Origin of the sequence: Rhizobium sp. AQ_MP, from assembly GCF_014237835.1 — a bacterium.
In the GTDB taxonomy this organism is placed as follows: Bacteria; Pseudomonadota; Alphaproteobacteria; order Rhizobiales; family Rhizobiaceae; genus Allorhizobium.
Genome location: NZ_JACJVI010000002.1, coordinates 162,785 through 177,528, shown reverse-complemented (window position 1 = coordinate 177,528; position 14,744 = coordinate 162,785). Strand labels below are relative to the sequence as shown.

The following is a 14,744-nucleotide window of genomic DNA, read 5'->3' as shown; positions in this document are numbered from 1 at the left end:
CCGCTCCCTTCAAGCAGACCGGGCGCGGGCAGTCGCACCGGCGCCGCCATGCAGGCAGGCGTCGAACTTTTCCCAGACCGGCTTCAGATCGACAACCTTGCGGGCAAGTCGCGCCTCGTCCATGGCGAGCGCAAGGATCCCGGCTTCCAACGCATCGATGGCGGAGACCGGCTGTTTGGCACCCGTCTCAACGAAGGCGATGACGTCTTCGGCCATCTGCTCGTCAGCACCGTAATGCTGCGACAGCGCTGACGGCGCCTTGTAGGTATTGGCGATGACCTTCTCATTGGTGCGCGCGTCATGCACATCCATGAAGCCGCGCACGAAGTCGCCTTCCGCCATACCCTTGGAGCCGATCACGCAGAAGCGTCGAAACTCGTCAGGCACGTTGAGATTGGTATGGAAGGTCATCGACACACCGTTCTCGTATTCGACGATCGCAGTCTGGTAGTCGATGATATCGCCATCGCTGTCGAACACCTTGTCGGAGCCCAGCCAGCCGCTCGGTTTGCGATGATAGACGTTGAGATCGTTGATGCCTTCTGCCTCGGGCGCATTCTCCGGCACGAAACTCTTGCGGCCGCCGAAACTTGCGACGAAACGCGGGCGGGCGCCGACCACACCGTTGTAAAGGTCGAGGTCGTGGCAGCACTTTTCCAGCATGAAGCCGCCGGCATAACGGCCGTAGCGGCGCCAGTCGCGCATAAAGAAGGCACCGTGATAGGGCTGGATATGCTCAGACGCCTCGATCGAGACGACATTGCCGAGCCGACCCTCTTCCTGCGCCTTGCGCAGATCGCGATAGAGCGGGGAGTAGCGCAGCACGAGACCGACCAGCAGGCGGTCATGGCCATAGGTATTCAGCAGCGAAGCGAGTGCATAGCTTTCCTCGATGCTGGTGACGATCGGCTTTTCGGTGAAGACGGTCAGACCGGCCTCGAGACCGAGGCGGATATGATCGAGATGCAGATGATTGGGCGAACCGATCATCAGAAGATCGAATGTCTCGCCGGCGATCAGGGCTTCAGGCGTCTCATAGACCTTGCCCGCGGAGATACCATGCTCGTCCAGCGTCGCCATCCCGGCCGGCGCGGGATCGACATAACCGACGATCTCGAAACTCGGGTCGATCTCCTTGAACACCCGACCCAGATACCCAAGACGGAATCCGAGCCCGATAATGGCGACCTTCATGATGCATTCCCCTGCTTTCGTAATTATTTTTCGCAGACTGCTGCAAAATTCCAAGATCGTCAACACGGGAAGCAAAAATCCCCCGAATGATGAAAATGGTTTTCATGGCAGTCTACGATATCGGATGGGGAGTGAAATCACCGAAACCCACACGCGCAACTCTCTTCCACGCCGGAAGCCGCTCGCAGGCTTTGGATTGGGCTCCTCTCCAATCGTTAATTTAAGATACCAAAACTAGTCCAATCGTAAAGCTAGATCTGTCAAATTCAGGGATAAAACAGACAAATTCCTGTTTTTACGACGAAATTTCTGCACCTGCTCGTCAATGCACATGTAAACTTCAAAACCATTTGCGAAATAGGTTTCTGGTTGGTATTGTTTTCGCAAAGACCACCAAGGGACGGAGACATGCTGAGAGTGAAGACGGAATGCACACCCGCCCTCCGCTTGCGGTCCACTCGCCACTGGGGCAGAGGAAACGCATGAGCACACCCCTACCCCTTGAGCAGCTCCAATCGGTTCGCGGCGGACCGCTTTACGTCAAGCTCCGCAAGATGATCGAGGACGCCGTCTCCTCGGGTCGCCTTAAGCACGGGGACGCCCTGCCGGCGGAACGCGACATTGCCGATGCAGCCGACATCAGCCGCGTGACTGTGCGCAAGGCGATCGACGAACTGGTGGAAGAAGGCCTGCTGGTCCGCCGACGCGGCTCCGGCACCTTTGTCGTCAAGCCTGTGCCGCGCATGCAGCAGCCGCTGAGCCAGCTGACCTCCTTCACGGAGGACATGCGTCGGCGTGGCATGGTTGCCGGCTCGCGCTGGTTGGGACGTGGGCTGTTTTACCCGACGGCCGAAGAAACCATGATGCTGGGCCTCGTCAGCGGTGCACGTGTCGCCCGCATCGATCGCCTCAGGACCGCCAACGACATGCCGATTGCGCTGGAACGCACCAGCCTGCCGGACGACCTGCTGCCGGATCCGGATAAGATCGAGGACTCCCTCTATCTCTGCCTGCTGGAGGCCGGCATCCGCCCGGTGCGCGCCAACCAGCGCATCTCGGCCGTGCTTTTGAAGGATGAGGAGACCAAGTTGCTCGGCGTTCCGCCCGGCTCGGCGGCCCTCTCCGTTCAACGTATCGCCTATCTCGAAACCGGCCGCGTGATGGAAATGTCGCGCGCGCTTTATCGCAGCGACGCCTATGACCTGGTCGCCGAACTCGGCATCGGCTCGCCCATGAAGCCTCAAGACTGAAAGTTTGATCGATGACCACCAAGATGCGTGAGGAGATCGACGAGATCCCCGCAGCCGCCGCCCGATTGCTGGACACGTCCAGAACCGTCATCGCCGAGGCGGCAAATGCCTTGCGTGGCAAGGATCCAGGCGTCGTGGTCACGATCGCCCGTGGCTCATCCGACCATGCGGCACACTTTCTGAAATATGCCATCGAGCTGCAGTTGGGCCTGCCGGTCGCCTCGCTCGGCCCCTCGCTCGCCTCGATCTACGAGACCCCGATGAAACTCGGCAAGGCCGCTGCCTTTGCCGTCTCCCAGTCCGGCGCAAGCCCTGACATCGTCGCCATGGCCAGAGGTGCCAGCGATGGCGGCGCGACCACGGTGAGCCTCGTCAACACCCTGCCCTCGCCGCTCGCCGACGCCGCGACCTTCGCCGTCGACATCAAGGCTGGTCCCGAGATCGCCGTCGCAGCCACAAAGTCCTTCGTCAATTCGATTGTCGCAGGCCTCGCCATCCTCGCAAGCTGGAGCCGCGATGAGGCACTCACCCGCGCCGTGGATACCCTTCCCGAGCACTTCGAAAAGGCACTCGCTCTCGACTGGAGCGCACTGCTTGAGCCGCTGAGATCGGCGGACTCCCTCTACATGCTGGGTCGTGGCCCAGCACTCGCCATCGCGGCCGAAGCCGCGCTCAAGTGCAAGGAGACCTGCGAACTGCACGCGGAGGCCTATTCCTCCGCCGAAGTCCTGCATGGCCCTGTCTCGATCGTCGGCCGCAATTTCCCCGTCGTCGCCTTTGCGGCCAGAGACAAGGCCGAAGCCTCGATCGCCGGCACCGTCTCGAAGCTCGCGGCCAGCAACGCCACTTGCTTCATCACCTCGGATCAGGCAACGGCCGGCCACAAGCTGCCTTTCATCGCAACAGGACATCCGATCACGGATGCGCTGGCCCTGATCGTTCCCTATTATGGCTTTATCGAATCCCTCTCCCGTGCCCGCGGCTTCAATCCCGACAAGCCGGTCGCACTGAAGAAAGTTACCGAGACCCAATGAGCCAAGCCTTCGCCATCACAGCAAGCCGCATCTTCGATGGGCACAAGTTCCACGAGGACGCGGCGCTCCTGGTCGACAACGGCCGGGTGAAGGCTGTTCTCGCCAGAGCCGACTTGCCCGCCGGCATTTCCAGGCAGGATATGGGTTATGCACTGATTGCGCCCGGCTTCATCGACCTGCAGGTGAATGGCGGCGGCGGCGTGCTGTTCAACAACGACCCGACTGTGACCGGCATCCGCACGATCTGCAAGGCCCATGCGCGTTACGGCACGACAGCGCTCATGGTCACGCTGATCACCGATGCGCCCGAGATCAAGCGCGAGGCAATTGCCGCTGGCGAGGCCGCAGCCAGGGCTGGCGAACCGGGCTATCTCGGCCTGCATCTCGAGGGACCACACCTCTCGATCGCCCGCAAGGGGACCCATGATCCGGCATTGATCCGCCCGATGACGCAAGCCGATCTCGACTATCTCGTCGAACAGGCATCGCGTTTTGGCATTCCGATGATCACGGTGGCGCCGGAAAGCGTCACACCGGATCAGGTCAGGCGCCTGGTGGAGGCCGGCTACCGCGTCAGCCTCGGTCACACGGATACGAACTGCGCCGGCGTGGAACCCTATGTCGCGGCAGGGGCCACACTCGTCACCCACCTCTTCAATGCCATGAGCCCGCTCGGCAACCGTGAACCCGGCCTCGTCGGCGCCGCCCTCACCTCGCCCGCTCTGCATTGCGGCCTGATCGCCGACGGCTTCCATGTCGATCCGGTGACCATAAAGATCGCGCTCGCGGCAAAGACGGGGCCGGCCCACATCTTTCTCGTCACCGATGCCATGTCGACCATCGGCACGGACCAGACGGGCTTTGACCTCAACGGCCGCGCCGTCTACCGTCGTGATGGCCGCCTGACCCTTTCCGACGGAACGCTGGCTGGCGCCGATATCGACATGCTCTCCTGTGTTCGCTACGTGCACGAGACGCTGGGACAGCCGCTGGAAGAAGCGCTGCGCATGGCATCGCTCTACCCGGCTGAAGCCATCGGTGCTCCGACCAAGGGAAGCCTCGTCACCGGCCAGGATGCCGACTTCGTCGTGCTCGGCCCGGATCTCGACATCCACTCGACCTGGATTGCAGGCACTTGCGTCTTCACCGAGGGCGCCGAACCGAGCCGGGCCATCGCATGATCGTCTGCTTCGACATCGGCGGCACCGCCATCAAGGGCGCCCTCGCCACGAGCCCGGAGGACATCCGTCCCTTCCCGCGCCAGTCGACCCCGATCCACGACTTTAACGCCTTCGTCGCAACGCTCGCCTCCGTGATTGCAGAAGCCGAAGCCATCGCCGGTGAGCGCGCTGCCTGCATCGCGATCTCGATTGCCGGCGTCATCGATCCCGACACGGCGAATGCCGTCGTCGCCAACATACCCTGCATCCACGGGCGGCCGCTGATGGCCGATTTGGAGGCCGCCCTCGGCCTGCCAGTCATCGTCGCCAACGACGCCGACTGTTTCGTGCTGGCCGAGGCTGGCATCGGTGCGGCCCGGGGCCATCGGGTCGTCTTCGGCGTCATCCTCGGCACCGGCGTCGGCGGTGGCCTCGTCATCGATGGCAAGCTGATCAACGAAAGCGGCTTTGCCGGCGAATGGGGCCACGGGCCGATCCAGCCGACCGAGGCCGGCACACCTCCGATGCACGTGCCACGCTTCCAGTGTGGCTGCGGCCAGATCGGCTGTATCGACGCGATCTGCAGCGCGCGGGGCCTGGAAAAGCTGCACAAGCACATTCACGCCGAACAGCTGACCAGCGAGGAAATCATCGCTGACTGGCTTAAGGGCGATGCCAAGGCCGAACGCACCATCGACGTCTATGTCGACATCCTCACCGATGCCCTGTCGATGGTGGTCAACGTCACCGGTACGACCATCATGCCGGTGGGCGGCGGCCTCTCCAACGTTCAGGAACTGTTGACGCGGATCGATCAAGCCTTGCGGACACGGATCCTACGCAAGTTCAGGCAGCCGATCGTCGTGCCGGCCGCCTGCCGCGTCGAGCCCGGCCTCGTGGGCGCGGCGATTCTCGGCCTCGACTTTGCAAGGCAGCACAAGGGAGACTGAGATGGCCGCAGACATGCTGGTGAAGCTTTACGAGCTTCCGGAGGATGCCGAGATCATTGGGCGTATGGAGGCGCAGGGCGTCACAATCCGGCGCGCTCTGGTGCCCGAACTCTCCGCGATCGCGGCCTGGATCGAGCCCCGTTTCGGCAAAGGTTGGGTGGCCGAAGCGACCGCAGGAATCATGCGCCAGCCCGTGACCTGCTGGATCGCCCATGAGGGAGAGAAGCTTCTCGGCTTTGCCTGCCATGATGCCACGATGAAGGGCTTTTTTGGCCCGACCGGCGTGGACGAAGAAGCTCGCGGCCGTGGCATCGGCCATGCCCTGCTCATCCGCACGCTCATTGACATGCGCGACCAGGGCTACGCCTACGGTATTATCGGCGGCGCAGGCCCCATGGGGTTTTACGAAAAGAGCGTGGGCGCGATCGCCATTCCGGACTCGTCGCCGGGCATCTACTCCGGCATGCTGCCGCTTCAACGGCCCTGACCCTAGCGATGAAACCCTAGCCCTCACGCAGCGCGATCAGTCGATCATGCTCGATCGTATCCAGCATCGCCTCCCGCGCGCCGGCCTCGTCACCGTATTCGATCCGATTCACCAGCAATCGATGCTTTTCCAACACGGTATCCATGATGCAGGGATCAGGCTTGTCCAGCAGCTTCTTGTAGGCCAGCGCATGGGCGAGCTCGATCACTCCATAAAGAGCGCGGACAAAGGGGTTGTGTGCTGCGTCGGCAATGATGCGGTGCAACTCGAAATCAGCAAGCGCAAAATTCTGCTGCGAGCCAAGTGACGTCTCCATCTGGTGCACCCAGTAGAGCATCAGGCGGATCTGGTCGGCTGTTCTCCGCTTCGCCACTTCCGCAGCCGCCTGTGGTTCGAGCGAACGACGCACCTCGTGCAGCCCTGAAAGGAATTCAGCATCAAGAGGCGCATCCAGATGCCAGGCGAGCACCTGCGGATCGTAGAGATTCCATCGGCTTTTCTTGGCGACCTTGGTGCCAACCTTGGGTCGCGCCTCCAGCAAGCCCTTTGCCTCCAAAGTCTTCAAGGCTTCACGCAACACGGTGCGGGAGACCTCGAATTCTTCCATGAGCTCGGCATCGTTCGGCAGCGTCGTCCCAATCGCATAACGGCCGGAGATAACTCCGGCCCCGATCTCGTTGATCACATGCGAATGATAGTTGCGCGCCGTCGACCGCCCTGACAGGGAGCGAAGAAGGCTCCCCGGCTCACTCATGCAGGGGCCTTCTTCAGGCGTGTACGCCCGGTCTGCGCGGTAAACACCAGCTTTTGAAGCAAGATGAACATGAACAGCAGGAACCCGATGGCGATTTTGGTCCACCAGCTGGAGAGCGTTCCATCAAAGACGATGTAGGTCTGGACGAGGCCCTGCAGCATGACCCCGATCAGGGTTCCGAAGATGAAACCGTAACCGCCCGTCAATAGGGTCCCGCCTATCACCACGGCCGCAATCGAGTCAAGCTCGATGCCGACGGCCGCCAACGGGTAACCGGCCGAGGTGTAGAGCGAATAGACGATGCCCGCGAGCCCGCCGAGGAAGGACGAGAGCGCATAAATGCCGACCGTTACCCGTCCCGTGGGAACGCCCATCAGCGAAGCCGACGTCGGATTACCGCCGATCGCATAGACATAGGAACCGAAACGGGTCTTGTGGGCGATGAAACCGCAGACGAGGAAGGTGGCGAGCATCAGCAGACCAATGGCGCTGAGGCGCCCTCCACCCGGCAGCCGGTAATAGAGGCTGGAGATCGTCCGGTAGAACTCGTGATCAATCGGAATTGAATCCTGGCTCAGGACCGATGCCATGCCGCGCGCGAGAAACATGCCGGCAAGTGTTACGATAAAGGGTGGCACCTGCAGGAAATGGATGACCGCTCCCATGGAAGCCCCGAAGGCGCCGGCGAACACCAATACGATCGCGAAGACGGCGAGCGGATGCATTCCGACCCAGGAGATCAGGATGGCGGTGAGCACCCCCGTCAATCCGATTACGGCCCCGACGGAGAGATCGATACCGCCGGAAATGATCACGAACGTTGCGCCGACAGCAGCGATGCCGAGAAAGGCATTGTCAGTCAGAAAATTGCCGAAGACGCGCGTTGACCACATGCCCGGATATTGGAAGATGCAGATGGCATAGGCGATCACGAAAATCAGAGTGGTCGCGGCAAGAGGGCGGTAACGCGGATTCATCGTGCCTGTCCCGAAGTTTGGGTCTTGGTCTGGGGCGGTGTCGCAGCCGGCATCTGGCGTGGTCCGAACTTACGGCCGAGCACCTGGGCGATCAGGGCCGACTGCAGGACGAGGATGATGATGATCATGCCGGCCTTGACGATCAGGTTGAATTCCGGCGGAAAGCCCGAGACCAGAACGCCCGTGTTCATCGCCTGGATGATGATCGCGCCGAGCACCGACATGGGGATCGAAAAACGTCCGCCGAGCAGCGAGGTCCCGCCGATGACAACGGCAAGGATCGCATCGAGTTCGAGCCAGAGACCCGCGTTGTTGGCGTCGGCCCCGCGAATGTCGGCAGCGGCGATGACGCCCGCTGTGGCCGCGCAGAAGCCGCCAAAGGCATAGATTGCAAGGATCACCACCTTGCTGCGCAGACCGGTATAATTGGCAGCAGAGAGATTGGTCCCGATCGCCTCGATGAAGAGGCCGATCGCCGTACGTCGCATGACGAAATGCGCCGCAATCATAAGGACAATCGCGATCACGGCCGGCATCGGCAGGCCGAAGAGCGAGCCCGTCCCGACGAAAATCAGCGCCTGATCGGAGAAAGTGACGATCGAGCCTTCGGTAATCAGCTGCGCCACCCCTCGCCCGGCCACCATCAGCACCAGCGTCGCAACAAAGGGCTGGATGCCGAGATAGGCAACAAGAATACCGTTCCAGATGCCGCAGAGGATACCGACGGAAAGGGCCGCAACCAGGGTGACGATCAGCGGCTGCCCGGCCACCGCGCAGGTCGCCGCAACCGCCCCTGCCACGGCCATCACGGCACCGACGGAGAGGTCAACGCCCTTGGTCGCGATGATCGCCGTCATGCCGATTGCGAGGATTGCAACCGGCGCGCCGCGGTTGATGACATCGATCAGGCTGCCGAAAAGCCGGCCATCCTGCCAGGTAATGTTGAAGAAGCCGGGAAAGACCAGCCAGTTGAAGAACAGCACGCCGGCAAGCGCCAGAAGCTGCGGGGAGATAATACGAGACATGGCAAGCCTTTTCATGCGTCGACCTCCGCCGGCTGGGCGGCAATGGTCTGGACGATGACGCCGGGAGTGATGTCGGCGCCATGCAGTTCGGCGACCATCTTCCGGTCGCGCATGACAACGACACGCGAGGAATAGCTGACGATTTCGTCGAGCTCGGACGAGATGACGACAAGTGCCAGACCGTCTTCGCGCAAGCGGCTGATCATCCGCACGATTTCGGCATGGGCGCCGACATCGATACCACGCGTCGGCTCGTCGAGGATGAGGAAACGCGGATCGGTGGCGAGCCAACGGGCGAGGATCACCTTCTGTTGGTTGCCGCCGGACAGAAGCTTGACGGGGAGCTCGGCAGAGGCCGTGCGGATGTCGAGCGCCTCGATGAAATTGCCGGCGATCTCAAGCTGTTCATCCCGGTTCAGGGCCTTGAACCAGCCGAGCCGCGCCTGCATCGCGATCACGATGTTCTCGCGGACCGAGAGATCACCGAAGATACCATCGATCTTGCGGTCTTCCGGACAGAAACCGAATCCCAGTTCGACCGCCTCGCGGGGATTGCGTACCTGGCGGGCGGCGCCATCGATCTTCACGGCGCCGCTATCGGCCTGATCGATGCCGAACATCAGCCGCGCCATCTCCGTGCGGCCGGAGCCGAGCAGTCCTGCGACACCGACCACTTCTCCACGATGGATCTTGAGGTCGAAGGGCTGCACGCTGTTGGTCAGGCCGAAGCCTTCGAATTCCATAAGTGTCTCGCCCACCTCGCCCTCTTCTCCAAGCACATCGTGGTGATGAAAGGCGAGGTCCTTGCCAAGCATCATCCGAACCAGGCTCGTGCGATCGAGCGTGGCAATCGCCTGCGTGCCGACAAGGCGTCCGTTGCGCAGCACCGTGACGCGGTCCGACAGTTCGAAGACCTGATCGAGAAAATGGGTGATGAAGACGATGGCGAGGCCACGATCGCGCAGCTGCCGGACGATGCCGAACAGTTTCTCGACTTCGGAGCGATCGAGACTGGCCGTCGGCTCGTCGAGAATCAGCACCTTGCCGGAAAGTTCCACGGCACGGGCGATCGCTATGATCTGCTGGACGGCGACGGAAAAGGTGGAAAGCTCGGCCTTCACGTCGATGTCCAGGCCATAGGTCGAAAGGATTTCGCGGGCTTCCCGCTCCATCCGCCGCTTGTCGACAAGGCCAAAGCGGTTGGTCGGCTGGCGTCCGATGAAGAGATTGTCGATGACGGTCATGTTCGGCAGGAGGTTGACCTCCTGATAAACCGTACCGATGCCGAGCGTCTGGGCCTGCTGCGGCGTGGTGAAGTTCACCACCTCAGCGTCGACGGTGATCGTCCCACCATCGGGAATATAGGCACCTGTCAGGATCTTGATCAGCGTCGATTTTCCGGCACCGTTTTCGCCGAGAAGCGCATGCACCTCCCCGCGATGAAACGCGATATCGACGCCGTCGAGCGCCGTATGATTGCCGAATGTCTTGGTGATGCCCGCCGCCGCAAGCACGATCGATGAATGCTCGGTCATGTGCCTTTCCCCCTCTCCCACGAAGCTATCCCCGATTGACCCCGGGAGAAAGCGACAGAGACCCCGCCACCAGAGTGGGGCGGGGTCTCGGCCGGGAGGGTTACCTTAGTAACCGAGGCCCTTGCGATTGTCATACTCGCCCTGCGGATTGTCCGCAGGCGTGTAGAGCTTGGATTCCGTGATGATGAACTTCTCCGGCTGCGTGCCGTCCTTCAGATAGGCTTCGAGCGCATCGAAGGCAGGGCCTGCCATGTTCGGGGTCAGTTCCACGGTCGCATTGGCTTCGCCGGCAACCATGGCGGCGAAGATATCCGGGACTGCGTCGATCGACACGACGAGGATGTCGGTACCGGGCTTCAGGCCCGCATCCTTGATCGCCTGGATGGCGCCGACGGCCATGTCGTCATTGTGGGCATACATCGCGCAGATGTCCTTGCCGCCGTTTTCGGCCTTCAGGAAGCCTTCCATGACTTCCTTGCCCTTGGCGCGGGTGAAGTCGCCGGTCTGGCTGCGGGCAATGGTGATGTTCGCCTTGCCGGCAATGGCTTCTTCAAAACCCTTCTTGCGGTTGATAGCCGGCGTCGAGCCGACGGTACCCTGCAGTTCAACGACCTTGCACGGCTTGTCGCCGACGGTGTTGACCAGCCATTCGCCGGCAACGCGGCCTTCCTTCACCTGGTCGGACGCAACCGAGGTCAGGTAGAGATCCTGCGGAGCGTCAACGCCGCGGTCGAGCAGGATGACCGGGATTTCGGCTTCCTTGGCTTCGGTCAGAACGTCTTCCCAGCCGGTTGCGACGACCGGAGCAACGAGGATGGCGTCGACGCCCTGGGCGATGAAGCCTCGGATGGCCTTGATCTGGTTTTCCTGCTTCTGCTGCGCATCGGCAAACTTCAGGTCGATGCCGCGCTTTTCGGCTTCGAGCTTGGTGACGGATGTTTCAGCGGCGCGCCAACCGGATTCAGAGCCGATCTGCGAGAAGCCGACGGTGAGATCTGCAGCCAAAGCCGAAGAGCAGCCGAGTGCGATCACGCTTGCGCTGAGCGCAAGCTTGCGAAGAAATGTCATGATGTCCTCCCTTGAAAAGACACCGCCTCCACGGTGTCTGGCATTATGCATAGGCAAAGGATTTGAACCTGTAAAGTCAAAAAGTACTATTATATGTTGTGCATCGCAACATAGATTTGCTGCATCTGCTTGATGCACCCGCGTTACATGAGAAAGTCAAAGGTTAACAGGCACAGTCTCCAACCGCCGAGTATAAGCCAGAACAGACTGGCAGAAACCCCGGAAATCCGGGGATCTCGGCCCCATCCCTAAATCTCGTAATTTTCTATTAACCAATTTTGTTTATATTTCCATTTGCACGATGCCTGTGCCTCCGCAGAGCGATTCCGGCTCATTGACCCGAGACAGGAATACCCAATGGCAGTGATCACCTTCGCAAATACGAAGGGTGGCGCAGGCAAGACGACTGCGGCTCTCTTGTTGACCACCGAACTCCTTCATCGCAACTATCGTGTCTGCGTGATCGATGCCGACCCGCAGCGCTGGTTCTCGAGGTGGTACGAAGGCGCTGCATTGATGCCACGACTGACCGTCGACACCTACGTCTCGGCACCGACCATTCAGAAAATCGTCCACGAGCGCCGCAGCCAGTGGGATTTTGTGATCATTGACCTTCCCGGAATCCAGTCGCCTCTGCTCGCTTCGGCGGTAGGCCTGTCCGACCACGTCATCGTCCCGATCCAGGGGTCGAGCATGGACGCCCAGGGTGGCGCCCAGGTCCTTGATCTTCTTCGATATCTCGACCGCAAGGCAGGAATCCGCATCCCTCATTCCGTCGTGCTCTCCCGGGTCAACCCCGCGATCACCACGCGCTCGATGCAGGCGGTCAAGCGACTGCTGTGCGAGCAGGAAATCCATGTGCTCGACACGCCGATCGCCGAACGCGGCGCATTCCGTGAAATGTTCGATATGCATCGCCCGCTTCGCAAGCTCGAAGGCCCGCAAAGCGGGGGAGGCGAAAAGGCTATCGCCAACGCTGAGGCCTTCGCCAGCGAAGTATTGTCGCTCATTGGTACCGGTGCTGCCCAGGCGCCGGCATACGCCTCGACGCGGCGCATGCCGGCATTTGATACGGCAGCTTGACGGTTCCCGGGTCGATTACCGACACATAAAACAATCAAGGCGGCGGGCTCGATACCCGCCGCCTTGATTGTTTTGTTCTTCGTGATCGGAGCGATCGACAATCCGGGGTGATACCCCGGCTATCGGTGCTCAGGCCGCCATGCCCCAGGCGGAGGGATCATCTTCGCCGAACATGCGCTCCAGGCTGAGGAAGCAGATCATGCTCTTGTCATGCGCAATGATCCCGTCGGAAAAGGCAGCACTCGGGCCGGTTGCGGCAGGAAGAGGCTGCAGGGTGCTCCCGGAAACCGTCAGAATGTCAGACACGCCATCGACAAGCAGACCGACAGTCATGCCGTTGACTTCGGTCACAACCACGGCGCTCCGTTCGGTTGCCTGGGCAGCCGGCATGCCGAGCTTGACGGCGAGGTCAACAATCGGAATGACGGTGCCGCGCAGGTTCATCACACCGAGAACCTCATAGGGAGAATGCGGGATTGGAGTGACCGGCGCCCAGCCACGGATTTCGCGGATCGAGGTCGTTTTGACACAGAATTCCTGGTGGTGAAGCCGAAAAGCGATGATTTCGAGGGCATCGGCGGCATTCGACGTCGTATTCATCTGCGATTCCTCCTGCTGCAGGCCTGTGTCGGCCGGCACTTTGTCACGATGTGGTTTCACCGGCCTTGCCGGCGACAGAGACGGGCTCTGCACGCCAAATCAGATTAGCCCAACAGTAATTAAAGAATATCTAAATCAACCTGGAGAATTCGTATCTGTCGGTGTCCCCTTATGCGTCATCTGGCAAGCATGGTGAAATGAGCCATCTGACCAGCACCCCACCAGGAAAATTCGGTTGAGAGGCCTGGATCAACATCCAAGATACGGCCGCCCTGAAGCGTCACCAGATCGGGTGCGGTCACAATCGATAATACGTTGCCCACATGCTGCCGAGACACCCTGAAGCGCTGGGCCATTGCATCGTAGGTCAGCGGCAGGGTCCAGCTTTCTCCGAGCACCTGGGCTAGATGCGCTCCCATGAGCGCACAGAGCATCAGATAGCCACTGTCCCGGCCCGTGAAGTCCACCACCGTCTCGAACGGGGTGAACAGCATATCGATTGACTGATCGGAGACCATCGACTGCCCGATCATTCCGCTGACCCGCTGGGGATCTGCGATCAGGGCCTCAAGATGCTGATGCGGCTCAAGCATCGCCGCGGCACCGACAAAGGCGAGCGGCGAGCGCGCGATCTCCATGACCAGCGCCGGGCTCGGCCGCAGCCTCATCTCGCGCCGGTCCTCAGCATTCTGTTCTGCAAGCACAAATCCGCCCGCCCTCAAACCCGCTATGAGATCGCTGACCTGCCGCGCGCTTCCGGGAACAAGGGACTTGAGCAGCGTCATGGTGGGCGCAGGACCCAATTGTTTTTCGTAGAGGTCGGAGAGGCCAATCAGCGTATAACAGGTGATATAGCGCACCTTCTGAGCGAAAATCTTGTTGGCGGGCCACATGAAGGCGCTCTGCTCCACCATTCTGCGGCAATACCAGAGCATTGCCGCATCGAACGCAGGATTACTGATAAGGCGAACAGCAGTCTGCCAGACCGGATGCTCGCAATGCTTTTCTATGCCCGGATGAACAGGCAACCGATTTCCGCTGTATGGGACACGCAATTGATCCATGGCTCCGCTCCACAAGAGGGTGCCCATAGGATTCGAAAACTACCGTGGCGTCGATTGGTAAATCTTGCAGTATCTCTAATTCAAGACGTTCTCATTTAAAAATAGCATCTGTCACTACGGCACGCGCTTAGCCATTTCATAGGCAGCGGCGCAACGTTGTCCGGAAGCGCAATAGGCGAGAATGGGCCCAGCTTGCCCGGAGAGAATACCCTTGAGGCGTTGCGCCTGCTCGAGAGAGATCTGACCCGGAACAACCGGAATGTAATGTGCGTCGATGCCTGCACCTCGCGCAGCCTCGGCAATCTGATCGAAGGAAGGCTGCGAGAACCCCTCCTTGTCCGGCCGCATGCAGATAACAGTCCTGAATCCAAGGCCCGCGATTTCAGGCAATTGCGATGGCGTGATCTGGCCGGTCACATGGAAGCTCGGATCGATGCTGCGAATGCTCATAAGCGCTCCTTCGGCGACATACGACCGCCGTGCGGCAGTCAAATACATATGCTATTTCATATATTAATCGCGCCGGATCCGAGTCAACACTTGTCAGCAATTATTTCTACGAT

15 protein-coding genes are annotated in these 14,744 nt (G+C 60.7%); 6 read left to right on the top strand and 9 right to left on the bottom strand.

Going from position 1 to position 14,744, the window contains the following annotated elements; all coding sequences use genetic code 11:
- Window positions 1-9: 9 nt before the first annotated feature.
- Window positions 10-1,194 (bottom strand): Gfo/Idh/MocA family protein, encoded by a 1,185-nt coding sequence (locus H6M51_RS03940; RefSeq protein WP_185808592.1) that lies wholly within the window; start codon window positions 1,192-1,194, stop codon window positions 10-12.
- 482 nt (window positions 1,195-1,676) lie between these two features.
- On the opposite strand from H6M51_RS03940, the gene H6M51_RS03935 reads away from it, so the two are divergent.
- Genes H6M51_RS03935 through H6M51_RS03915 form a run of 5 tightly spaced genes read left to right on the top strand, consistent with a single transcriptional unit; the run spans window position 1,677 to window position 6,075 of the window.
- On the top strand, window positions 1,677-2,444 hold the full coding sequence (locus H6M51_RS03935; RefSeq protein ID WP_185808591.1) for a GntR family transcriptional regulator: 768 nt from the start codon (window positions 1,677-1,679) through the stop codon (window positions 2,442-2,444).
- Window positions 2,445-2,455: 11 nt separating this feature from the next.
- Complete coding sequence (locus H6M51_RS03930) at window positions 2,456-3,478, top strand: SIS domain-containing protein (protein WP_185808590.1); 1,023 nt, start codon at window positions 2,456-2,458, stop codon at window positions 3,476-3,478.
- Window positions 3,475-4,659, top strand: coding sequence for an N-acetylglucosamine-6-phosphate deacetylase (nagA, locus tag H6M51_RS03925; RefSeq protein WP_185808589.1), 1,185 nt, complete (start codon window positions 3,475-3,477; stop codon window positions 4,657-4,659). Before H6M51_RS03930 ends, nagA begins: the two co-directional genes overlap by 4 nt.
- The gene (locus tag H6M51_RS03920) at window positions 4,656-5,588 is read left to right on the top strand and encodes an ROK family protein (protein ID WP_185808588.1); all 933 of its coding nucleotides are present in this window, start codon (window positions 4,656-4,658) and stop codon (window positions 5,586-5,588) included. The genes nagA and H6M51_RS03920 overlap by 4 nt, the downstream gene beginning before the upstream one ends.
- 1 nt (window position 5,589) lies before the next feature.
- Window positions 5,590-6,075 (top strand): GNAT family N-acetyltransferase, encoded by a 486-nt coding sequence (locus H6M51_RS03915; RefSeq protein WP_185808587.1) that lies wholly within the window; start codon window positions 5,590-5,592, stop codon window positions 6,073-6,075.
- A gap of 16 nt (window positions 6,076-6,091) precedes the next feature.
- Here H6M51_RS03915 and H6M51_RS03910 read toward each other — a convergent pair whose 3' ends face one another.
- The 5 genes from H6M51_RS03910 to ytfQ all read right to left on the bottom strand — a co-directional run bounded on the left by H6M51_RS03910 (window position 6,092) and on the right by ytfQ (window position 11,434).
- Window positions 6,092-6,829 carry a FadR/GntR family transcriptional regulator gene (locus tag H6M51_RS03910; RefSeq protein WP_185808586.1) on the bottom strand — a complete coding sequence of 246 codons (738 nt, stop codon included), beginning with the start codon at window positions 6,827-6,829 and terminating at the stop codon, window positions 6,092-6,094.
- Window positions 6,826-7,806: a galactofuranose ABC transporter, permease protein YjfF gene (gene yjfF / locus H6M51_RS03905; protein ID WP_185808585.1), complete on the bottom strand. Its 981-nt coding sequence runs from the start codon at window positions 7,804-7,806 to the stop codon at window positions 6,826-6,828. Before yjfF ends, H6M51_RS03910 begins: the two co-directional genes overlap by 4 nt.
- Window positions 7,803-8,846: an ABC transporter permease gene (locus tag H6M51_RS03900; RefSeq protein WP_185808584.1), complete on the bottom strand. Its 1,044-nt coding sequence runs from the start codon at window positions 8,844-8,846 to the stop codon at window positions 7,803-7,805. The genes yjfF and H6M51_RS03900 overlap by 4 nt, the downstream gene beginning before the upstream one ends.
- A complete protein-coding gene (locus tag H6M51_RS03895) occupies window positions 8,843-10,366 on the bottom strand; it encodes a sugar ABC transporter ATP-binding protein (RefSeq protein ID WP_185808583.1) in 1,524 nt (507 codons plus the stop codon). Before H6M51_RS03895 ends, H6M51_RS03900 begins: the two co-directional genes overlap by 4 nt.
- A gap of 105 nt (window positions 10,367-10,471) precedes the next feature.
- The gene (gene ytfQ, locus H6M51_RS03890) at window positions 10,472-11,434 is read right to left on the bottom strand and encodes a galactofuranose ABC transporter, galactofuranose-binding protein YtfQ (RefSeq protein WP_185808582.1); all 963 of its coding nucleotides are present in this window, start codon (window positions 11,432-11,434) and stop codon (window positions 10,472-10,474) included.
- A gap of 357 nt (window positions 11,435-11,791) precedes the next feature.
- Between ytfQ and H6M51_RS03885 the strand changes: the two genes are divergently transcribed.
- Window positions 11,792-12,517 carry a ParA family protein gene (locus tag H6M51_RS03885; protein ID WP_185808581.1) on the top strand — a complete coding sequence of 242 codons (726 nt, stop codon included), beginning with the start codon at window positions 11,792-11,794 and terminating at the stop codon, window positions 12,515-12,517.
- A 129-nt stretch (window positions 12,518-12,646) separates the two neighbouring features.
- On the opposite strand, the gene H6M51_RS03880 is transcribed toward H6M51_RS03885, so the two are convergent.
- The 3 genes from H6M51_RS03880 to H6M51_RS03870 form a co-directional block, all read right to left on the bottom strand.
- Window positions 12,647-13,117 carry a chemotaxis protein CheW gene (locus H6M51_RS03880; protein ID WP_185808580.1) on the bottom strand — a complete coding sequence of 157 codons (471 nt, stop codon included), beginning with the start codon at window positions 13,115-13,117 and terminating at the stop codon, window positions 12,647-12,649.
- A 176-nt stretch (window positions 13,118-13,293) separates the two neighbouring features.
- On the bottom strand, window positions 13,294-14,181 hold the full coding sequence (locus tag H6M51_RS03875; RefSeq protein ID WP_185808579.1) for a MarR family transcriptional regulator: 888 nt from the start codon (window positions 14,179-14,181) through the stop codon (window positions 13,294-13,296).
- 114 nt (window positions 14,182-14,295) lie between these two features.
- Window positions 14,296-14,631, bottom strand: a complete 336-nt coding sequence (locus H6M51_RS03870) for a TIGR01244 family sulfur transferase (RefSeq protein ID WP_185808578.1) — start codon at window positions 14,629-14,631, stop codon at window positions 14,296-14,298.
- Between the last annotated feature and the right edge of the window lie 113 nt (window positions 14,632-14,744).